At 46.3% G+C, this 21283-nt stretch carries 18 protein-coding genes; 7 read left to right on the forward strand and 11 right to left on the reverse strand.

What is annotated here, in order from left to right:
- Positions 1-5 precede the first annotated feature (5 nt).
- The 3 genes from AABA75_RS12700 to AABA75_RS12710 form a co-directional block, all read right to left on the reverse strand.
- Entirely contained in the window at positions 6-2393 is a 2388-nt protein-coding gene (locus AABA75_RS12700) for an ABC transporter permease (RefSeq protein ID WP_338292978.1), read from the reverse strand.
- 7 nt (positions 2394-2400) lie between these two features.
- The gene (locus AABA75_RS12705; RefSeq protein ID WP_338292979.1) at positions 2401-3120 is read right to left on the reverse strand and encodes an ABC transporter ATP-binding protein; all 720 of its coding nucleotides are present in this window, start codon (positions 3118-3120) and stop codon (positions 2401-2403) included.
- A gap of 62 nt (positions 3121-3182) precedes the next feature.
- Positions 3183-4034 carry an AraC family transcriptional regulator gene (locus tag AABA75_RS12710; protein ID WP_338292980.1) on the reverse strand — a complete coding sequence of 284 codons (852 nt, stop codon included), beginning with the start codon at positions 4032-4034 and terminating at the stop codon, positions 3183-3185.
- A gap of 115 nt (positions 4035-4149) precedes the next feature.
- Between AABA75_RS12710 and AABA75_RS12715 the strand changes: the two genes are divergently transcribed.
- Positions 4150-4875 carry a hypothetical protein gene (locus AABA75_RS12715; protein ID WP_338292981.1) on the forward strand — a complete coding sequence of 242 codons (726 nt, stop codon included), beginning with the start codon at positions 4150-4152 and terminating at the stop codon, positions 4873-4875.
- Positions 4876-5003: 128 nt separating this feature from the next.
- Positions 5004-5909, forward strand: coding sequence for an ABC transporter substrate-binding protein (locus AABA75_RS12720; RefSeq protein ID WP_338292982.1), 906 nt, complete (start codon positions 5004-5006; stop codon positions 5907-5909).
- Here the strand turns inward: AABA75_RS12720 and AABA75_RS12725 are convergent, their stop codons facing one another.
- Entirely contained in the window at positions 5910-6131 is a 222-nt protein-coding gene (locus AABA75_RS12725; protein WP_338292983.1) for a hypothetical protein, read from the reverse strand.
- 301 nt (positions 6132-6432) lie between these two features.
- Here AABA75_RS12725 and AABA75_RS12730 point away from each other — a divergent pair, with 301 nt between their 5' ends.
- Together AABA75_RS12730 and AABA75_RS12735 are read left to right on the forward strand one after the other, a co-directional pair.
- A complete protein-coding gene (locus AABA75_RS12730) occupies positions 6433-7398 on the forward strand; it encodes an FHA domain-containing protein (protein ID WP_338292984.1) in 966 nt (321 codons plus the stop codon).
- Positions 7399-7568: 170 nt separating this feature from the next.
- Positions 7569-10217, forward strand: a complete 2649-nt coding sequence (locus tag AABA75_RS12735; RefSeq protein WP_338292985.1) for a serine/threonine-protein kinase — start codon at positions 7569-7571, stop codon at positions 10215-10217.
- A 17-nt stretch (positions 10218-10234) separates the two neighbouring features.
- Here AABA75_RS12735 and AABA75_RS12740 read toward each other — a convergent pair whose 3' ends face one another.
- Both AABA75_RS12740 and AABA75_RS12745 read right to left on the reverse strand, forming a co-directional pair.
- Positions 10235-10702 carry a hypothetical protein gene (locus AABA75_RS12740; protein WP_338292986.1) on the reverse strand — a complete coding sequence of 156 codons (468 nt, stop codon included), beginning with the start codon at positions 10700-10702 and terminating at the stop codon, positions 10235-10237.
- 99 nt (positions 10703-10801) lie between these two features.
- Positions 10802-11338, reverse strand: coding sequence for a hypothetical protein (locus AABA75_RS12745; protein ID WP_338292987.1), 537 nt, complete (start codon positions 11336-11338; stop codon positions 10802-10804).
- A gap of 436 nt (positions 11339-11774) precedes the next feature.
- Here AABA75_RS12745 and AABA75_RS12750 point away from each other — a divergent pair, with 436 nt between their 5' ends.
- Entirely contained in the window at positions 11775-12206 is a 432-nt protein-coding gene (locus tag AABA75_RS12750; protein ID WP_338292988.1) for an REP-associated tyrosine transposase, read from the forward strand.
- A 222-nt stretch (positions 12207-12428) separates the two neighbouring features.
- Here the strand turns inward: AABA75_RS12750 and AABA75_RS12755 are convergent, their stop codons facing one another.
- On the reverse strand, positions 12429-12869 hold the full coding sequence (locus tag AABA75_RS12755) for a hypothetical protein (RefSeq protein ID WP_338292989.1): 441 nt from the start codon (positions 12867-12869) through the stop codon (positions 12429-12431).
- A gap of 216 nt (positions 12870-13085) precedes the next feature.
- Positions 13086-13505, reverse strand: coding sequence for a hypothetical protein (locus tag AABA75_RS12760; protein ID WP_338292990.1), 420 nt, complete (start codon positions 13503-13505; stop codon positions 13086-13088).
- Positions 13506-13818: 313 nt separating this feature from the next.
- Here AABA75_RS12760 and AABA75_RS12765 point away from each other — a divergent pair, with 313 nt between their 5' ends.
- Complete coding sequence (locus AABA75_RS12765; protein ID WP_338292991.1) at positions 13819-15348, forward strand: leucyl aminopeptidase family protein; 1530 nt, start codon at positions 13819-13821, stop codon at positions 15346-15348.
- A 142-nt stretch (positions 15349-15490) separates the two neighbouring features.
- The gene (locus tag AABA75_RS12770; protein WP_338292992.1) at positions 15491-17152 is read left to right on the forward strand and encodes an L-lactate permease; all 1662 of its coding nucleotides are present in this window, start codon (positions 15491-15493) and stop codon (positions 17150-17152) included.
- Between the two features lie 7 nt (positions 17153-17159).
- Here the strand turns inward: AABA75_RS12770 and AABA75_RS12775 are convergent, their stop codons facing one another.
- The 3 genes from AABA75_RS12775 to AABA75_RS12785 all read right to left on the reverse strand — a co-directional run bounded on the left by AABA75_RS12775 (position 17160) and on the right by AABA75_RS12785 (position 21099).
- A complete protein-coding gene (locus AABA75_RS12775; RefSeq protein ID WP_338292993.1) occupies positions 17160-18446 on the reverse strand; it encodes an NAD(P)/FAD-dependent oxidoreductase in 1287 nt (428 codons plus the stop codon).
- Between the two features lie 158 nt (positions 18447-18604).
- On the reverse strand, positions 18605-19102 hold the full coding sequence (locus AABA75_RS12780; RefSeq protein WP_338292994.1) for a MarR family winged helix-turn-helix transcriptional regulator: 498 nt from the start codon (positions 19100-19102) through the stop codon (positions 18605-18607).
- A gap of 29 nt (positions 19103-19131) precedes the next feature.
- Positions 19132-21099: a BCCT family transporter gene (locus tag AABA75_RS12785; RefSeq protein ID WP_338292995.1), complete on the reverse strand. Its 1968-nt coding sequence runs from the start codon at positions 21097-21099 to the stop codon at positions 19132-19134.
- Between the last annotated feature and the right edge of the window lie 184 nt (positions 21100-21283).

Genomic DNA, 21283 nt, shown 5'->3' on the forward strand with positions numbered 1-21283 from the left:
CTGTATCATAATTCAGCCAACCTTTTTGCAATGGGTTTACGATGACTGTGCCACAGCGGAAATATAACTGCCATCAATACAATCGTTACGCTTAGCATCATTAGCTGAAATACCAATGTGCCGTTAAACAGCATTGGATAACTCCAGGCAAAAGACGCAACATTGATTTTATTAATCAACAAGTAGCTAAGTAATGCGCCAAATGGTATGGCCACGAGTGCCGTGAGCATGGCAAGCAGGCCATACTGAGCCAAACTGCAGGCTGTCAATCGCATTCTACTAACACCTAATGCGCGCAGCACGCCCGACGGCCCGGTGTTTTGCACTTCAATAAGGCTGATTGACGTTGCCAGAGACAGCCCTGCCACTAGCAAGGTGATGACATTCAATGCCCCTGTCACGATAAAAGCCCTGTCAAAGGTCTGCATTGAAAATCGCATGATCTGTTGTAAATCAGAAACAGAAGCCGTGCTATCCCTCTGATTTAGCTGTTCAGTAATAGTGGCAAAGTCCAGTGAGTAACCTTCGGGCAGATGAACCGCGAATAAAAACCGCTCAGCGGCATTGCTGCTAACCTGGGTATCCGGCAGCAGGATTTGATTGTCCATATTGCCGTAGTCATAGTGAATACCCACAATAGTGCGAGTAAAGCGCTTTTTGTCTGCGTAAAAATCAATTGTCTGCCCAATTTGCAATTGCTGCTTATAAGCCAATTGCTCATTAATAAAAACGCCATCCTCTAAGAACCGCTGCCAGGCATTATTCATTGCTTTTTTAAGCCCCACCGCTCTCTGATAATCCGGGTGTTCCGGGTACGCAATCACGTCAACGACATCGGCATTCAAGGTGCCTGCTAGTCGCTTTCTTTCCCAAAGCCAAACGCCAGGATGTGTTTCAGAAAAATAGTCTTTTACTCGCTGAGCGTGATCGCTAGACACATAAAAATCCGCCACCAGGCGTTGCTGCAACCAACTGGTTGTGGCTTGGCGAAAACTGTCCACCATCAGGTTCATGCCCACATTAGCGGTTACCGCAATAAAAAAAGCGCACATAGCAATATTACTCCGTCTGGCGATACGCAGCGAATCCGCTGCTGACCAATGTAACAGCGCATATTTGGCAGGTATTCGGCAGGCAATGTGCTTCAGTAATATGGGTATAAGGACAATCATCAAAGCGCAGCCCAACAGTATTAAACAAGCGACAGAGACAAAATGCATTAACAGTGAGGTTGCCAGGAGACTGCTCAGCATAAACCCGATAGCAAATGCCAGGACAACAGCCCACCAGAAACGTTTATCGCCAGTATTCTGCTGAGCTTTGATATTGGCTAAGCGTCGATTAAGAGATAACAATGGATTTAAAACCGCAATAATAGCGCCCGCCAGACAGGCGCTAAAACTCAGTAAAAACAAACTGAGCAGATTCGTCTGGTTAAAGCTCACGTCCAGCTCGTACAACGATGTCAGAGTGAGCTCTACAGCAGGCGATAGCCAATAAGCCAATTGCACTCCGAGCCACAACCCCAACACTGAAGTAAACAAACACAATAACAGCAGCTCCAGGAAAATGGCCTTGAACAATGTTTGCCTGGATACCCCCATTTGTCGCAGCATAACGAACATTGGCTGGCGCTCGGTATACAGCAAGTGAAAGGCATTCATCACAATAAACAAACACACGATAAACATCAGCAGTCCCATAGCTAACAGGTTCAGATGAAAGCTATCGGTCAAGGTTGCAGGATCTTCGTAGTAAACCTTATCCACTTCAAAGCGTTGATGCAGTCGATTAAGTTGACTCTCCTCAGGTATGTCGAATAACCAAAACTCATCAATTTCTGGGTGCTGTAACACGCGCATAAATTCTGCGATATCCATCAACAGCACCTCATCTTGTAATCCTTGTGAGACGACAAATGCGCTGCCCAATATCCTGCCATCAGACAGCCGAAGGGTGTCACCGGAGCTGACTCCCAAGGTTCTGGCAAAACCGCGACTCATCAATACATTGCCGGGATTTTGCATACTGGTGTCTTCCAGCCCCTGTTGCGCAAGCGATAATGCCAAGGGATCGATGCCCAATATGGTGACTTGCTGATGAGATGTAAGACGCCCGGAATATTCCATAACAGGAACCCAACCTAGCCCATCGCGACGCCCCTCAACATAATCGCTCTTAACCAGCTTTTGGCCCTGCTTTGCGCTTATTCTAAACTGCAATTGCGCAAACAATGGTGGCGTCGCATTCGCGTAACTCTGTTTTGCGGTTGCATTAATCACCAGCACACTGCTCAAGCCGGTAATGCCTGTCACCAAAGCGATGATCACAAACAGGCTTTTTAGCCAGTGCTGCTGCGCACTCTGGAGCAAGGTTACAAATATCAATGACATAACATTCTCAGGATTGAGAGCGGGCAACGGGTTGTTGGGCTGATACGAGTTGGCCTTCCTGTAAGCGCAAACTGCGCTGCGCCATAGCCGCAAACTGTTGACTGTGAGTAACCATGATCAGGCTGGTATTCAGTTTCTGGCAGGCATCAAACAAAAGTTTGCCAACCATGAGACTGTTTTTTTCATCGAGGTTTCCGGTTGGCTCATCCGCCAGCACCAGTTGTGGTTTATGGATCAACGCTCTGGCGACGGCAATGCGCTGTTGTTCACCGCCCGAGGTTTGAAATGGCTTTTTATGCAGAAGAGGCGTAACTCCTAATAAGGCGGTTATTGTCTTAAAATAATCCAGGTCCAGGTTATTTTTCAAACGAGCCGGGAGCAAGATATTATCTTGCACCGATAAACAATCGATCAAATTAAACTGTTGAAACACGATACCGATACGGGACTTACGATAGTTATCCAATTGAGCTTCCGACATACTCAAAATGGACTCGTTCTCCAGCTGAATATCGCCGCCATCGGCTGTATCTAAGCCCGCAATCAAATGTAGCAGCGTGCTTTTACCACATCCCGAAGGCCCAATAACAGCGACACTCTCCCCGGGTTCCAGGGTAAGGTTTAAGTTGTTCAGGATGCAGCGGTTAATATCACCATCTCGTCTGAACTTACGAAGATTCTTTATCGTGAGCATGGTTCCAGAAGTATCGTTATCTGTAGTTGTCATTAATCACATACGCAATAAATCGAGATTAGGCACACTAACAAACCATTGTCGCAGCTGACTTTCTATTTCATTTTTTGCAAGTTGTTTCTTTCAAACTGCGCGTTCAGAGAAGTCAGAAGTGGCTGATATATCTCAGGTGGTGATTTAAAAAAAGCATGTGGCGTTTCACCTGTAAACGATCTGAACTCGCGTATAAAATGAGACTGGTCATAATACTGCGCGTCAAAGGCGGCATCCATCACGTCATTTCGTTCGCCATTGTGCTGATATAAAAAATAATGCAGGCGTTTAACCCGTATAAAGTACTTAGGCGTTAAGCCCACATACTGCTGAAATTGGCGCTCCAGGGTTCGGCTGCTCATTGCAAGCTGCCCGCACACCGTTTTAACGTCGAGTTCGCCTTGCCGCTGCTCTATTAGCTGGATCGCTTGTTTGACATTAAGCTCGCCACTGCCCGGGGGGCGTATCAGGTCTGGTAGCATCTGATGACAGGTCTCAACCAGTTGTTCCTTATTGGCAAAGCCAATGCTTTTTAATCTCTGCGACAACGCCATGAGCCCTAGCTGTATAAGATTTATCGCGCGATTAGTCAGCGCAACCATCGGGGTAGCACACAGCTGATAAGCGGCAGCGGGCTTTACCCTGATAGAAAACAGCTTCGTATTATGAGGCCAGCGTATTTTAAACAGATCACTGCGTTGTCCGATAAAGACATCGCCACTCACCCACTCACCTTGATGATAAGAGGCGAAGGGTTGGCGGTAGTAAGGTGCGCCAAAGTTGAAGATCACATCCACCACGCCTTCAGGGATGAGGATATCCCACTTTGGTCCACTTAGCGCAGGCTGGTAGCACCAAAAAGCTTCCACCACATCGGCCAACGGCCCTTTAGCTTCATATTCCTGATAACCCACAGATGCCAGGTCTTCCTTAAAATGTCGCGTTTATACAATTTATCGATATAGCAAGAGATTAACATGAAGCTTTCATCTTCTCAGAACTAATCCACGATTGGAGTACATCAAACCCATGCTTAAAAGAGTACTAACTACCCTATTCACCGTTGCTTCGATTTCCATCGCTTCAGAGGCAAGTGACGTCGTGCCATCGGTTGCCCACATCAGTTCCTACCAAGCGACTTATGATTATTATTCCCTTGGGGACCACCAACAAAAAAGCTATGCCGGCCGTTGGACTGACGAGGTGATTATCAATCAGGCCACCATTTCTCGTACGGTTGAAAGAAAAACGCCAGAGGGTGAGACAGATTTGATCCGTACCGTGGTTGCCGATGCGAAAACCCTCGCCCCCGTTTTTCTTCAGCAGCGCTTTGGCAAAAATTTACAGAGTGTCTTTTATAGCGACTTCCAGCAATCAACCTTACAACAGTTTTTCTTAAGCAGCCCTGATGCAGCCGCAAGGCGCTTGGCCACGCCGCTTTCCCAAACGCCTGTCGAAGTAAACTTGCAAGGACTATTGGCAGCCGCATTACCCTTGAAACAGCAAAACAGTATTACGGTTACAAGCTATGTCGCTGGGGCTGCGCCCGCCATCACTCAAACCACATTTGAGGTAACGGGCAAGGAAACCATCACCATCCATGGTGAGAACTTTGAAACCTGGAAAATTCACGAGCCGCAAAGCCAGTGGACTTATTGGGTACAGAGCGAATTTCCTTATCTTATTCAGGTACTGCACCCGTCTCCATCAGGAGAAATGTTATTGAGTGAGATAAAAAGCGGGTCTCAACAGTAGATAAAATACAAACATCCCACAAACGAATATGAACAAAATCCCTTCACAATGTTTTATTTTTTTATTTAAATCAGGAATTCACCGTATTGACCATTAAATAACCGTAGGGATTGCGCTAAGATCGACTCATGAAAGCCAAATTCTTGAGTTTACTGCTTTGCCTGATGGTATTAAGCGGTGCAACTGCCAGCCCCTTAAAGGTGGTATTTATCAATCCGGGTCATCCACAAGGCGATGACACCGGGGCTTTCTGGTCTAACGTCAATCGCTTTATGCAAGCCGCCGCTAACGACCTGGATATCGAACTGTTGTCTTTGCACGCCAAGCGCAACCACCTGTTAATGAAACAACTGGCGGATGACGCAGCCAGGTTAAAACCCGATTACGCCATTATCGTTAACGAAAAAAGCAGTGGCCTGGATGTGGCTCACACCTTAATGGCCCACAACATTCCGGTTTTTATGCTGCTCAATAATTTTAGTGAACAGGAAGTAGCAGGCTTTGATGAATCACAACAGGCGCTGTTAATTGGCAGTGTGATACCGGATAACTTTCAGGCCGGACGCAGTTTGATGGAGGGCCTGCTCAGCATCCATAAACAAAAGTATCCGATGCAAAAAAGCATCACCTTAATCGCACTGCAAGGGGATTATAGCAGCCCGGCATCAGTACAGCGCAATGCCGGACTCATAGATTACCTAATACAGCACCCTGAAATTCAGTTTTTAGATAGCCCGGTAGTGAGTTGGTCGGGAGAAATTGCCTATCAAAAAATTAAAGGACTGATCCAACGACAGCGCATTGATATTATCTGGTCGGCCAACGACCCTATTGCTATTGGTGCCCGGCGCGCCGTTATTGAAGCCCTGCCAGACTATCAGGTAACCATTGGTGGTATTAACTGGGATAAACCCGATAAGCAATTTCCCATTGATTTATCCTATGGTGGCCATGTGGTATTGGGAGCAAAAGCGCTGGTTATGCTGGCGGATTATCACGCCGGATTGCGTCCCGCCTGTCGCATGCAACGCTAGTTAGCGATTTTTACGCCGGGTGATCACAATCAAATTGCCGCATTTCACGCTAATACCGATGGCAGCGCTGTAGAGCAGTTTGATTTTGCCCGCTTCAGTCGTGCCCATCGCGAACCAGCTAAATTTAATCTTGAGACCTTTGTCACCAAAACCTTCACACCAGATGTGCAACAAAGCACCTGCCCTTAAGCGCTGAGTCTTTTCCTGGAGCTTTACCGGCATCGGCTTTTACACCAAATATCGAAGCCAAACCACATTACCGTACAAAATGTAAATTATGACAGGAATCATTTCATTTTCTGACAAAGCCATGGTTAGAATAGTTTTTTATATCGACCAGAATAATGCCAAAATTTACCTGCTGCTTTTTTAAACAGCCTGCGTATTTTGAGCGAGTTTTTATGGAGTAGCACTTATTTGGCCCATAATCTCGTCGATAACAAAATAAGAGCTTTAACCCGCTCTGACTAATGTAGTCAAAATAGCTAAAACAATTACAACAAAGAAATATCCGGTACCCGATATGGCCTTGATCAGCAGCACAATTAGCCCTTATCCATTTTACCTGAAGAGCTACCACCGCTTTGGACGATTAACCGGCGCAGTGGATACCTTGCTGGCCAGCCCGGCTATCAGTAAAGTGCACGCCGTGATCGAATGGGAAAATCAACAATGGCAATTGCGGGACCAGAGTAAAAACGGCTGCTGGCTAAATGATCACAAACTGCAAAAAGGTGAAAGTACGCCATTAAAACCCGGCGACATTATTCAGCTGTGCAATACCGGAGAGCACGTTTTTAAAATACTCGATGTACAGCCACCGCAAAACTTATTGTTGCCCACCACTGCCAATGTTTCCCCGGAAGATGCGGTTTTATTGAGTAACTACAACCTGTTGCCCAATGAAAAAGACTTGCAGGTAGCGTTGTATTTCAATGACTTAGAGCAGCAGTGGTACTACGAGAACCTCACCACCCAACAGCCACCCAAAAAGGTGTTTAACGGTGAACAAATACTGATTGGTAGTGAAAACTGGCGCTTACAGCTATTTAATAATATCGACGAAACCCAGCTGCTGGAGCATCACGAAATTGCGCAACTGAACTTCCGCTTTGATTTAAGTCTGGATGAAGAAAGCACCCGATTACAGCTACAAACTCCCGACAATCTGGTAGATTTTAAGGTGCGCAGCCACCACTACCTCACCCTGCATCTGGCCCGAGAAAAAGCCCAGCACGCCCAACAAGGCATCGATGCCCAAAGCCAGGGCTGGGTAGAAATGGAGTTACTGTCACGGGATTTAGGCATGGACCCTAACCACCTGAATATTCTTATCCATCGCGCCCGCAAACAATTCACCGATCAGGTAAAGCAAATAGACAACGCCGACCGTTTGTTTGAGCGCCAGTCGGGCAAGATACGCTTTGGTGGTGAACATTTTACAATTTATAAAGGCGCCAATCTGGAATGCCAATTCCCTGCGGAATAAATTTAAAACGGTCCTGGCGAATAAACGTCCACACCTTACACTGTAAAATGGCGATGGAAATAAAAGCATTTTAATCGATTAAGCGAATGCATCTGGTAATTATCGACCAAATGCCATTATTATAGCCCTTAGAGTTTTACCTATTGGCATGTTTTTTCAGGAAATATCCCTTGGCTAGTGCATCGAACGACACCACTGAAATCCAGACTAACAACGACTTTCAGCACCTCAAGGGATACCGCCCCATTAAACTCTTAGGCCAGGGCGGCATGGGCCGGGTGTATCTGGCAGAAGATGAAACCCTGGGCCGTCAGATTGCCATCAAGGTACTGCATCACAACAACGAAAGCGCCAGTTACGCCGAGGATGTATTACAGGAAGCGCGCACCCTGGCCAAAATAAACCATCCCAATGTGGTGCAGGTACACAGCGTTATCGAACAACCCGGCGCCGCCATTATCATGGAATATGTGCCAGGCATTACCTTAAAAAAGTATCAGCTGGAAAATAGCCTGTCGCTGCAGCAAAAAATCGGCTTGTTATATCAGATAGCACAAGGTTTGCAGGCCATACACCAACACAATATCGTGCATAAGGATATTAAAGCCGACAACATTCTGCTGGATACCCGCGATGGCCAAAATATCAAAGCCAAGCTCACCGATTTTGGCATTGCTGCTCGCCTTAACGAAGCACCACTGAATAGCGACGCGGCTAAGTCGGAAAAAGTGCGCGGCAGTTTGCCATGGATGTCGCCAGAGCAGTTACAAAACCAAAGCCTGTGCACGGCATCGGATATGTTTTCTTTTGGCTTATTGGCATTCCAGTTACTGGCGGATAAACACGCCTTTGCCAAACACAGCAGCCTCAATTTAGCTGAAACTCCCACAGAAACCACGGCAACCGATATCGCTCAGGCCATTGTTAACGACAGCGCCATGAACGCCAGCGACATTACCCCCGCACTGCCACCCGAACTGGCGCAACTGCTTAATCAGTTATTGGATAAAACACCCGATAAGCGACCTTCCAGCAAACAGGTATGCGACCGATTGCAGCAAGTACAGCGTATGTTGGCGCAGCAAGATATTTTGGGCATGGAAACCCAAACCATCGAAACCTTGCCAATAAGCAAAGCCAAAAAATCCTATACCTTACCCGCCATTGCTGTGGCTTGTGTGGCCCTTATCAGCATATTAGTGGCGTGGTTTATGATGCAACCTCCGCCTACCCGTTATGTGGCGGTATTAAAACCACAAATAACCGAAACCGAACCACTGTCCAGCCTGCAGAAAAACCTGGTACTCACCAGTATCGAAGACGCCTTGCAGCAGCTGATCATCAGTACGCCCCATTTAATGCTAATTCCCCAATCGGAACTGGACGACACCCAGGGCGATATCGCCTTAATAGGTAAAAGTACCGGCGCCGATGACATCGTCGCCCCCGAGCTTATCTGTAACGCGCAACACTGCGAACTGGTATTGTCTTTGTACAACCAGACGGAGACTAACAACGCGGAGGATGCCAAATGGCATACCACCAACCGCCTGCAAAACCCCATATACCTGGAAAGCTACCAGCCTATTTATCAGTTTGCTCAAACCCAACTCACCAATTTATATAGTGGTATTAGCGAGCTAAACGCCAAGTCTCTGGTGATTTCTGAGGAAGACTATGCAGAGTATCTGGAGATTTATTATCAGGTGTATACATTGAGTCAATCAGGTCGCTCTACCCTTGAGAAATTAGAATCACTAATCGCTAAAAATAGATATTTTTTTCCACTATATAGCGTTTTCTTGGACGTAGTACTTAGGGATTATTTAAATAGCAAAGACCAAGAACTCTTAATCAAAGCTAATAACATGTTTGAGTTCGTGCCAAATGAACTCAAACACACCACAGAGTTTTATATTCATAGCTTTTACTTAGCTCTTGAATCAGAGAGATATGTAGAAACTGAAGCCCTGTTGGCCCAGTTAGAAGAAAAGAATGCTGAAAATGAGAAAATACACATGCTTAAAGCATCATATTTTCAAGCGAAGGGGGATTATCAATCGGCTACATCTCAATATATTCTGGCATTAAAATACAGACCTTCTGCCTCTACTTATTATCATATTGCCAGCAACTATTGGTGGTTGGGCAATTTAGATAACGCCATAATCTATTTGCTTAAATTAAAAAACTTAAATCCCAATATTCATCGAGTTAATAACTTGTTAGCTGTTATTTATTTGCAAAAAGGGGATCTCAAAGCAGCAACACATGTTTATGAAGAAATAGTATTAAAAAATCCTAATGCCGCTACTCTTACAAATCTTGCCATTGCCAAAATGCTAAATAAAGAGTACTCAGAGGGACTTGAATTAGCGGAAAAAGCTTTAACATACGATCCAAATCACGCCGGGCGATTAATTAACTATGCTGATGCCTTGTTATTAGCTGGCCATGTTGAAAAGTCTAAAGGTGTTTATTCTCAAGTATTGTCCATAACTAGAGATCAGACAGATTTGGGAAGTTTGACCAGGCAAGCACAAGCTCTTCTGCACCTCAATGAGGTTTCCACAGCACTATCAGTAATCACTGAAGCGAAAAAAATAGCTCCGTCAAACCCAAATGTCCTGTTTATCTCTGCGATGATATTGGCTCACTTGCGTGAAAACCACTCAGCTATCAATGACATTAAATTAGCAATAGAGCAGGGTTTAGGGAAAATCTGGTTTTACTTTCCTTGGTTTGATTCGCTATGCGCAACCCCAAGCTTTTCAGAGATTATTTCTATTGAAGGTAAAAACAGTTTTCCCAGGTGTTAGTGATTATTTAAGCAAAATCACTTTGGAATAGGTGGTCTCTCGACATCCAAATCTGGATCAAACAAATGATCCTTACCGCCGTTGGAGCTCTTAATATCGAAGTTAAAGCTAAAGCTGGCTTTTTCAATATCCACATTGTTAATTGTCACAATGCATTTTCTGTCATCAGGGGTTGGCAATGTGGCAGAAACATTAAACTTATCAGGGTCGGTAATATTTTTGATGCCGTCATCTCTCTTACGGAAGCTATAGCCCGGCGTTTGTAGATTGAATACCAGGTTCGCGGTTTGATCGCCGTTATTTGCAAAGGTGCCGTTGAAGATAAGATCGATAAAGGTAAATTCATCGTTAAGTACGAACTTCTTATCTGAAAACTCGGCTACCAAAGATTCATCTGGGTCGCCAATGTTTTCCACATACAGGTTAAAGTGGGTATTGGCCGTTGTCCATGGCTCAATCACCAGGGAAATTTCCGGATTCGACATTATCATTCTCCTGAATTTAAAAAATTAAAAGCACAAAGCTTAAACACAGATTAAAAATTTGATTCCATTGATTCAATTACACAAGATTACATATTTAATTTATTCGTATTTGGGTATGGGAGGTCTACCAACAATAATTTCCGGATCGCACATAAAACGCTGTCCGGTTTGAGTGTCGTATACCCACACCTCAAAGTAGGTACTCCCTGAAATCTCACCATCATCTAACGCCAGATTGATTTTCTTGTGGGTCTTTTTGGTTAGGGTGACATCTTGCGGATTTTCAGCGGTGATCCAGCGAAATTGATAGCGATGCTTAACGTCATCGTGAAAACGAAACTGCACCACTCGATTGCTGTCTTCTTCATCAAAAGTCAGGCTATCCGGGCTATAGAGGTAATGGTAACTGTCCCCCACTTCTGCCAGTTTGGCCTCTTCTGGCGGCACTTCATCCGGTGCCCACAGATTTAAAGTAAAGGTTTGCACATTTCGCTGCTGTGCGTTTTCTTGTTGGTGCGTTTGTTCCGATGGACTGTTTAAACCTGCTTGCTGCTGCGCAAACACAACACCTTCCGCTAACACCTGGTTGCCACCCAACGCTGCCAACACCAACAACCCCAATAGTTGCTTCTTCATTCTGCTTTCTCCCTGCCCCGAATCATTGTGCATTATTTTCACTTGAGAAAATGATTATCCGACGCTTTTTCACACAGTGCAACCGCTAAAAATAAATTAATAAATCGGTCATATATTGATCAAAAGAAAAGGTGAATCAGGATTAATTAATCAGAAAAATTAACGGCAAATATGTTGATTGATTTGTAGGTTCTGCTTTAGCTGGACAACGATGTGTGAGTCGACCTTTTTTGTCCGACTGAAGTCGAACCTACAAAAAAAACGATTGACCATTTGTAGGTTCTGCTTTAGCTGGACAACGATGTGTGAGTCGACCTTTTTTGTCCGACTGAAGTCGAACCTACACATAACCTACAAAACTGTACTTTTTATCAGGATAATTCCGGGCGCAACTTGTTAAATTGAAAGACACAGATAAATCTATCGGCCAAAGGATATGACCATTAATGATTTACGCAAAGGACGTTACTCGGTTCTCGAACAAGATTACTTTGTCACCTTCACAACGTTGAAAAGAATGCCCGTGATGCTCAATCATGAAGTTGCACTTACTATTTGCCAGGCTATTCATATCGAAACTAAATTTACGACATTAGCTTGGGTAGTCATGCCTGACCATGTTCACCTGCTTTTAACTTTAAAATCAGGAACGCTCGGAGAAGCAATGCAATCCATTAAGGGAAGGTCTTCAAGAGAAGTTGGCACAATCATGCCAAACTTCAAATGGGCTAAGGGTTATTATGAACACGCTTTACGCCATGAAGAATGTCGGAAACAAATTGCACGCTATATTGTGGCAAACCCATTAAGAGCAGACCTGGTTACCGATATTGGGCAGTACCCCTGGTGGGATGCCTGTTATTTGTAGGTTCTGCTTTAGCTGGACAACGGTATGTGAATCGACCTCCGCTGTCCACATAAATGCGAACCTACAAAAAACGATAGACCATTTGTAGGTTCTGCTTTAGCTGGACAACGGTATGTGCATCGTCCTCTGTTGTCCGCATAGCCGTCTATTGTTCCCGACAAAAACGGCATTCACTACCTCCCTGTAGCTAAAGTCGAACCTACAAACGAACCTACAAAGAATCTACGCCACTGTTTGGGCAAATGTGGATGCTGGCTGCTGGCCATTACCCCAATTGGTGATATTTACGTCATGGCTGGCAGAGCCATCTAAGGTAACGCTTTTAAAGCGCAAGATTTGATTGGTATCGCTGCCGTCGATGTCTGCTGTTTCCAGCACAGCAACAACGGTGTGATCACCTTCAGACATATCCTGCGGTGAGATCACCACTTGTGCAAATGCGGTAGCTTCGGTGCCTTCGTAAACATAGTTGCCCATCAAAGCGAAACTGTTTACGTTGTTGCCTTCGTTATTCCATTTCCAGGGGTTCGCATAAAAAGGACCTGCCCAGGACTGCCCGGTGGCTGGATCCACCATAGTACCTACCTGAATACCTGTTACATTCTGCTGGTAATCACCACCACCCTGCATTACAAATTTAATTTCGATTGAAGTTGCTGCCATGAGTTAATCCTCTTAACTGGTTTATTGAATCTGTTAACCTGCCGAGTTACCGGAAGGCATGTAACCAGACTATGCCGCCACCTCTTTGATGGGTATTACAATCCATTACAGTGCTTTTGTAGGTTCTGCTTTAGCTGGACAACAATGTGTGAATCGACCACCGCTGTCCGCATAAATGCGAACCGACACAGAACCTACAAAAAACAAGAAACTCGCTTACTTTTTCGCGAGCGTCAGTTGACCATCCATATTGGATATATCCGCCAGTTGCGCGGCATCTTCGGTGGTAAAACGCACGGGTACGGAGCGCACCCAGGAGCCATCGATTTTCTGGCACATAGCCTGTATCGTCACGTGCAGCCCGGTGCTGGTGAGCTGATAGCTACCCGCAGGCACAAACTCGCCAAATTGATTGGTAGGATTGGCTTTGTTGCCATCACCGCCGCCAACCACCAGGTTGCCGTTTTCATTGATGATATCGCCGATGTTAGGCGCTTCGCTGGCCGGATATGTCACGGCGGCATTGGGGTTGTGAGTCCCATCGACTCGGGTGGCGATGGCGTTAATGGATATTTCTACATCTTTACTGGTTAACAGATAACTGCCCACGGGCACGTATTGGTTTGATTCTGCCATGTTATTCTCCTGGAAATTGATAAATGAATGGATAACAAAGCCACGTTTTTGTTTTGCGGTGGCTTTGGTACATGCAACATAAACAAGGAGTAAAAAAATAGACATTACAGGTAATTACAGCCCGCGGCATGAGGCCGTGGCAAGCCAATGCAAAACAGGCTAAAAACCAAAACCTGCTTGGAATGCTAAATTAGTTTTTTCGAATTAACCCCTCACTTTTTCCGATTTTTTCTGAAAACGATCTCAGGTAAAACCAACGCCGTAGTTAAATCTGGATCTGTTTTTTACAACTTCAAATAAGAGAGATAAACCCATGAAAAAGTTATCCGCGTTGGCACTGTTATGGTTAGTGCCATTGGTGAGTATGGCCATGCCCGGCATAGAGTTCTCTGCTGAGCGTGAAGCATTTAACAAACGTGTGGTGCTATTTATAGACTCCACTGAAACACTCACTGGCAGTGCGCAAACGGTAAATCAGCGCACCGACGGCGCGCTACTCAAAGCCATGCAAGCCGCTGAGGTGAGCACCGCGTTTGGTAAAACTCAATCTTTTTACGGCGTTGGCCCCTACACGCAAATTACGGTAGTGGGCATGGCCGATGAGGCCCTGACTCAGGCGAGCCTGCAAGATTTAGGCGGTTATGCGATAAGCGAACTGCCTGCCAATGGTGAGCAGCCAGTGAGCATCTTAACCGATAACCTGACAACCGAAGTTGCCACGCCTGCCGCCTGGATTGCCATGGGTGCCGGGCTCAGAGATTATCATTTCGATAAATACAAAAAAGCAGAAAGCAAAACCACACCTCGCCAACTGGTGATACAAAGTGGTGATATGTCCGCCGCCACGGCAAAATACCAAGATGACTTGCGCTACCTGGTGCAAGGGGCTCACCTTGCACGCGACATGGCCTCCGAGCCGGGCAAATCCATCTACCCACAAGCCTTTGTAGATAAGGTAAAAGCCCAGTTTAAAGGTATTGATAATGTTGATATCGATGTTTTAAAGCTCAGTGATATGAAAAAGCATAACATGGGTGCACTGATGGGAGTCGGCCAGGGGTCGATTCACGATCCTCGACTGCTAGTAATTGAATATACTGGCGGTAAAAAGGGCGACGCGCCTATCGCCTTGGTGGGCAAAGGTATTACTTTTGATACGGGCGGTATCAGCCTGAAGAAAAACGACGGCATGTGGGCCATGAAATCGGATCTGTCCGGTGCCGCAGCAGTTGCAGGCACCCTGCTGGCCGTGGCCTCACGCGGTGAAGAAGTTAATCTGGTGGGCTTAATGCCCCTGGCAGAAAACATGCCCGCAGAAGATGCCATTCGCCCCGGTGATGTGCTAACCACCATGCAAGGTACTACCATTGAGATTATCTCTACCGACGCTGAAGGTCGCCTTATTCTGGCGGATGCGGTACGTTACGCACAAGACGAATATCAGCCTAAAATGCTGGTGAACATTGCTACTCTCACAGGCTCCGCTGCGCGAGCGCTCAGCGATGAATACGCCGCCTTGATCACTCGTGAATGGGAACTCTCTGAACAGATGATGGCAGCTGGTAAAGCCAGCGGCGAACTGGTTTGGCCGTTACCGCTGCACCCCAATCACTTCAAGCAACTCAAATCTGAGATTGCCGATATTAAAAATTCCGGTGTAGGTAGCCCGGGTGCCAGTATTGGTGCTGCTGTGGTAGGTACGTTTATCGATGAGGACTTACCCTGGGTACATCTGGATATCGCCGGTGTTGATTGGCTCAACAGCGATATTGCCGTTGCGCCAAAAGGCTCACAAGGCTGGGGCGTTCGCTTTATGGACCAGGTCGTACGCGACAACAAGTAACGTTATTTCCTGTTAAACTCCGGTGCCCACTGTGGCACCGCTGTTTTACTTTTCATTCTTCTCGCCAGCCAAACAATACTTCACTTATCAGGCATTCTGTCGTTAACATAGCCGCATTTGTTTAACCATTCCCACACGCGCCATGCTTGAACTCAGTTTATCCTTTTTCCCGGTACTGCTGCTTATCTACCTGATGACCAAAAAGCAGGCGGTAGCCAGTCATATCGCTTTGCCTGTAATCGCAGCACTCACTTATGTGATTTTATGGTTGGCATTTTCAGAGTCCCTATTGCTACTCAATGCGACGGTGGTGCATGGCCTGTTAAAGTCCTTAACCCCTATTTTAATTATCGGCGGCGCTATTTTCCTGTTTAAAACCCTTGAGGCAACGGGTGGACTGGCAGTGATCAAAGCGGAACTGAATCAGGTTTCCGACAAGCCAGTAGCGCAGCTGATGATCATTGGCTGGGCGTTTCCATTTCTGATTGAAGGGGCGAGTGGTTTTGGCACGCCTGCTGCCATTGCCGCCCCCATATTAGTAGGATTGGGTTATCCACCGCTGAAAGTGGCGATATTGGCTTTGATCATGAACAGTGTGCCGGTTTCTTTTGGTGCGGTAGGTACCCCCACCTGGTTTGGTTTTTCAGCACTTGGACTGAGCCATAGCGAACAACTGGAAATCGGTTTTCGCTCCGCACTGGTACACGGCGTTGTCGGGCTATTAATTCCGCTTTTGGCACTAAAACAACTGCTCAGCTGGCAAAGCATTCGCCGCAACCTGGTGTTTATCCAGCTTTCGCTGGTAAGTACGCTTTTACCGTATGTGATTATCGCTCGATTTAACTTCGAGTTTCCGGCCCTGGTAGCTGGTGCAATTGGCTTGTTATGTACCGTTTCGCTGGCTAAACACCAGATAGGCATGGCGAATGATGAGAATTTAGACCCATCAGCCTATTCCGTCAGCGATGACAGCACAGCGGCCAATCATGATTCGGCTGAGCAACAAGCAAAATACCTTATCCCCGCTGCAACTAAAATTCGTTTGTACAACCTGACTAGAGCCGCCTTCCCCATCTGGGGAACCTTGTTGTTTCTGGTGATTTCCAGAATACCCGATTTAGGATTGAAAGCTTTGCTCACCAGTACGGCACCGTTAGTGGCCTTGCCGGTTGGTTATCTTGGCGATTTTGCAGTGAGCCAATCACTGGTGCTAAACCTGAACAACATCTTTGGCACGGCTGAGTCATGGCAGCACAATACCTTGTATATACCCTCTATTTTGCCCTTTATCTTTATTTCTCTGCTGGCGCTGTTGTGGCAGGACAAAAACCTGAAAGGCTTTGCATCAGTACTCAGTTTTACCTGTACTCGTATGAAACGCCCCACTTTGGCGCTGTTTGGTGCTTTAATATTTGTCGGCCTGATGATGACAGGCGGCGCTAATTCGCCAGTATCGCTCATGGGACAGAGCCTGGCGCAAATCAGTGGCGATAGCTGGACGCTATTCGCGCCCTTTTTAGGTGCGCTGGGCTCGTTTTTCTCGGGTTCAGCCACTATCAGCAATCTCACCTTTGGTGCCATACAGCAAAGTATTGCACTTGAGTCGTCGCTAGATCAGTACAGTATTTTGGCGTTGCAATCGGTAGGCGGCGCGCTGGGTAACATGGTGTGTATTAATAATATTGTTGCTGTGTGTTCAGTATTGGGACTGAACAACAGCGAGGGCAGCATATTGCGCAAAACTGCCCTGCCCATGTTTATTTATGCCTTGTTAGCAGGCCTGTTGGGCCTGCTAATCTTATAAGGCACAATCAATGCAGTTTTAAGGTGGGCCTCAAACGTCGGTTAATGCGATTCACCAACATAAAAAACAACGTTTTGAGTTTGCCGTAGACCACCATCTGATGCATGCGGTACAAACTAATGTACACAATACGCGCCAGCTTGCCTTCGATAAAAACACTGCCTCTGGTGAGACTGCCCATCAGACTGCCAATGGTAGAATAAGAAGACAGTGATACCAGCGAGCCATAGTCCACATATTGGTATTGCTTCAACTCCTGACCTTTTTGCTCCCGCTTGATATTGTCGAACAAACAACTGGCCATTTGATGCGCCGATTGCGCCCGAGGTGGCACTTTGGTTTCGTCTGGCATAATGCAATGAGCGCAATCGCCAATAGCATAAATGTTGTTATCAGTAACAGTCTTCAGAGTTCTGTCCACCACGAGCTGGTTAATGCGATTGGTTTCCAGGCCATCCAGCTGCTTCATGAATTCCGGGGCTTTGATACCCGCCGCCCATACCGACATATCGGCAGGAATAAAATCTCCTTGTTTGGTATACAGCCCTTTGTCGCTGGCTTCAGACACGGCAGTATTGAGCATCAGCGACACGCCCAATTCCCGCAGCTCATGGGCCACTTTTTGGGCGATGCGTTCGGGTAAAGCGGGCAGTAGTCGTGGGCCCGCCTCGATTACCGAGACATTAAGTCGTGCAGAAGAGACGTTCTGATAGCCATAAGCCTTGAGTAACTCGGCGGTTTTATACAGCTCCGCTGCCAGTTCCACTCCAGTGGCCCCTGCTCCGACAATGGCAATGTCCAGCTTGTCTTTATTGCTGTCGGATTGCAGTTTTAAAAACTCATTCAGCAGTTGTGTATGAAAACGCTGGGCGCTGCCGGCAGAATCAAGAAAAATACAATGCTCTTTGGCACCCGGAGTGCCAAAATCATTGGTTACTGAGCCAAGGGCAAACACCAGTTTGCTATAAGCAATGGTGCGTGCCGGTAATACAGTATTACCTTCCTCATCCAACATGGCTGCTAAGGATAAAGTTTGCGCGCTGCGATCCAGCCCCACCACTTCCCCCAGCTGAAATTGAAAGCCGTTTTTCTGACTCAGCGCCAGATAATCGAGACAATCAATATCTGCATCCAAAGAGCCTGCGGCCACTTCATGTAGCAGCGGTTTCCAGATGTGTGTGCGATTTTTATCCACCAACAGAACGTTAGTGTCTGATTTTTTGAAGAAGCGTCCGAGTTTGACGGCCAGCTCTAAGCCTCCGGCACCTCCACCGACGATGACGATATCATCCATAAGTTTTTACCTGTTAAAATTAAAAACCATTAACAAAACAGCCACAGGCAGGACTATTTTGCTGGTGTTAAAAACAATCTCGAACTGGCAGGAAATCGGGGCCAAAAAGTCTAACGTGAATTGCTCGTAACATCCGTAATTCGCGGATGTCTAGTATACTACTTATTGCTGCTGTCGACAGCTTGTTTATCATCAAAACTGGCAATTTCTAATACCGGTGCGGCATCCAGATTTTCAGCATCCATCATGCTGGCCAAACGCTGAACAGAGGCGATCATCAGACTTTGTTCCCAATCTTCCAAATTGGAAAAACGATTGAGGAAATGTTCCTGAAATGGCATGGGCGCTTCGCTTAATAGTTCTTGACCTTTTTCAGTCAAAAACACACCCACCCGGCGTTTATCTTCGGTACTGCGAATGCGTTGTACCAGCTCTCTGGCTTCGAGTCGGTCAAGGATGCTGGTAACAGTAGCGGCACTGAGATTAATGTTATCGGCAATCTGGCGTACCATAATACCCGGTACTTTGCCGATGTTCTGCATTACCAACAGCTGTGGTCCTGTGAGGCCCACTTCCCGATTGAGCTGTCTGGAGCGTAAATCAATGGCCCGAATGACCTTTCTCAAGGCGACCAATAATTCTTCGTCTTTTTCCATACTGCCAACCCAATTTTTAGCTGCGTTATCTAGCGCATCAAATGCAAGAAATGTTGATGTTTGTGGTACTGATCAATAATGTCGTTGATCACCGCCGTTGTAGACCAGCCCATAATATCGTAGTTTTGCCCACCTTCTCTGAGGTGAACTTCGGCGCGATAGTATGACTGTTCATTATCGTTGTCCAGAGGTTCCGGTTCATTTGCTGCAAATTCCGGCTGCTCGTGCTTGCGACGATATACCCCATAAACAAACTCGGTTTCTTCACCATGGCGCACCACCATCTCAATGGCTCGTTCTTTGCGCTGAACTTCCACTTGTAACTGATACTGAACCAGCTCCGATTTTACCGACTCAAACGCCTCTTTGACTGTACCGTCAAGGAACTGCTCTACTGCGCTTTTATTGGGATAGGTTACAATGCTTTCCAGCCGTTCTCGCCAACCTTCTTTGTTACTGCAGGTAACAAACGGCGACCCGGTAAAGCTCAGGCTGTCTTTTTTATGGCGTTCAAAACGCAGCGCTTTAATAAGACCACCAATGGCTAAAAGCAAAACAATAGAAAATGGCAGTGCGGTTACTATCGTCATGGTTTGCAGCGCGGATAAGCCCCCGGCAAAAAGCAAGACAATGGCAACCAGTCCTACCGCGAGAGCCCAGTAAATACGCTGCCACACTGGCGTATTATTGCGGCCATCGGAGCACAGCATATCTACCACCATCGCCCCGGAATCACAGGAGGTGACAAAGAAAATCACCACCATACACAAAGCCAAAACCACCAATACGTCTGAAAAGGGAAAACTTTCCAAAAAGACAAACAGGGCGACGGCCGTATCTTCATTTACCAATGTTCCCAAATTAGAGCCGTGGTTTTGCACCAGATCAATAGCGGAGTTACCAAATACCGTCATCCACAGTAACGTAAACGCAGTGGGCACCAGCATAACGCCAAAAATAAACTCGCGGATGGTACGGCCTTTAGAAATACGGGCGATGAAAATCCCCACAAACGGTGCCCAGGCTAACCACCATCCCCAATAAAAAATGGTCCAGCCACCGATCCAGTCTTTCTTCTGATAGGCAAATAAATTGAAGGTATTGCGCACAATATCCGACAAATAGTCGCCAGTATTTTGCAGGTAAGCTTGCAGCAAAAATACGGTGGGCCCAAGCACTAAAATGAACAGCAACAAGGCAACGGCCATTGCCATATTGGTTTGAGACAACATTTTAATGCCTTTATCTAAGCCAGACACCACCGAAACGGTAGCAACTGCGATAACGGCTATCATTAGCAGGATTTGATTACCGGTGTTGACCTCAATATCCAGTAAATATGCCAGGCCCGCATTGATTTGTGCTGAGCCAAAGCCCAGAGACGTAGCAACACCAAAAATAGTGCTTACCACAGCAAAGATGTCTACCCAATGACCCAGCCACCCGTTTATGCGCTCACCCAATATTGGATACAAAGCAGAGCGCAGTGTCAGTGGCAAGTTATTGCGAAAGCTAAAATAGGCGAGAATTAACGCCACAATGGCATAAATAGCCCAGGCGTGTAAGCCCCAATGAAAAAAGGTGGTTTTCATGGCTTCTTTTACTGCCTCAATGCTTCCCGGCTGCGCAGTGGGTGGTGCCATGTAGTGCATGAGGGGTTCAGCAACGCCGAAAAACATCAAACCAATGCCCATACCCGCAGCGAACAGCATAGACAACCAGGTGGCCAGATTGTAATCGGGTAACGCGTGGTCGGGCCCAAGTCTGACATCACCGTAACTAGAAATGCCAAGATACAACACGGTGACTAATATAATGGCGACGGTTAACACGTAAAACCAACTGCCGCTGGCTACGATTTGATTTTGTAAGCTCACAAACAAGGCGTCTGCTGCTTGTGGGGCGATAAGCGCGAAGGTCACCAAAAAAGCGATACTGAGTGTCGCTGTAACGAAAACATTGAGGTTGAGATGACGAAAGGTTGCGGCAGATATCACTGGATTCGGGCGTCCTGTTGTTATTATGGCTTAGACAAACACATGCTTAACGTAGTATTCTAAGCATATTAACACAATGATTGAATAACACCTTAGTATTAGAGCTAGTATTAATTCTGAGATTACAGTGTAAAACGCTAGCACCTGCCACAAACTTAGCATCAACAATATTAAATAGAACAGT

The organism is Planctobacterium marinum, assembly GCF_036322805.1.
GTDB lineage: Bacteria > Pseudomonadota > Gammaproteobacteria > Enterobacterales > Alteromonadaceae > Planctobacterium > Planctobacterium marinum_A.

What these genes read in the sequence shown, in the direction of transcription:
- AABA75_RS12760 (WP_338292990.1), bottom strand. Translation starts at nt 13,505, where the DNA reads ATGGCAGAATCAAACCAATACGTGCCCGTGGGCAGTTATCTGTTAACC.
- AABA75_RS12780 (WP_338292994.1), bottom strand. Translation starts at nt 19,102, where the DNA reads ATGGAAAAAGACGAAGAATTATTGGTCGCCTTGAGAAAGGTCATTCGG.
- AABA75_RS12720 (WP_338292982.1), top strand. Translation starts at nt 5,004, where the DNA reads ATGAAAGCCAAATTCTTGAGTTTACTGCTTTGCCTGATGGTATTAAGC.
- AABA75_RS12755 (WP_338292989.1), bottom strand. Translation starts at nt 12,869, where the DNA reads ATGGCAGCAACTTCAATCGAAATTAAATTTGTAATGCAGGGTGGTGGT.
- AABA75_RS12770 (WP_338292992.1), top strand. Translation starts at nt 15,491, where the DNA reads ATGCTTGAACTCAGTTTATCCTTTTTCCCGGTACTGCTGCTTATCTAC.
- AABA75_RS12715 (WP_338292981.1), top strand. Translation starts at nt 4,150, where the DNA reads ATGCTTAAAAGAGTACTAACTACCCTATTCACCGTTGCTTCGATTTCC.
- AABA75_RS12730 (WP_338292984.1), top strand. Translation starts at nt 6,433, where the DNA reads ATGGCCTTGATCAGCAGCACAATTAGCCCTTATCCATTTTACCTGAAG.
- AABA75_RS12750 (WP_338292988.1), top strand. Translation starts at nt 11,775, where the DNA reads ATGACCATTAATGATTTACGCAAAGGACGTTACTCGGTTCTCGAACAA.
- AABA75_RS12725 (WP_338292983.1), bottom strand. Translation starts at nt 6,131, where the DNA reads ATGCCGGTAAAGCTCCAGGAAAAGACTCAGCGCTTAAGGGCAGGTGCT.
- AABA75_RS12775 (WP_338292993.1), bottom strand. Translation starts at nt 18,446, where the DNA reads ATGGATGATATCGTCATCGTCGGTGGAGGTGCCGGAGGCTTAGAGCTG.
- AABA75_RS12700 (WP_338292978.1), bottom strand. Translation starts at nt 2,393, where the DNA reads ATGTCATTGATATTTGTAACCTTGCTCCAGAGTGCGCAGCAGCACTGG.
- AABA75_RS12765 (WP_338292991.1), top strand. Translation starts at nt 13,819, where the DNA reads ATGAAAAAGTTATCCGCGTTGGCACTGTTATGGTTAGTGCCATTGGTG.
- AABA75_RS12745 (WP_338292987.1), bottom strand. Translation starts at nt 11,338, where the DNA reads ATGAAGAAGCAACTATTGGGGTTGTTGGTGTTGGCAGCGTTGGGTGGC.
- AABA75_RS12705 (WP_338292979.1), bottom strand. Translation starts at nt 3,120, where the DNA reads ATGACAACTACAGATAACGATACTTCTGGAACCATGCTCACGATAAAG.
- AABA75_RS12740 (WP_338292986.1), bottom strand. Translation starts at nt 10,702, where the DNA reads ATGTCGAATCCGGAAATTTCCCTGGTGATTGAGCCATGGACAACGGCC.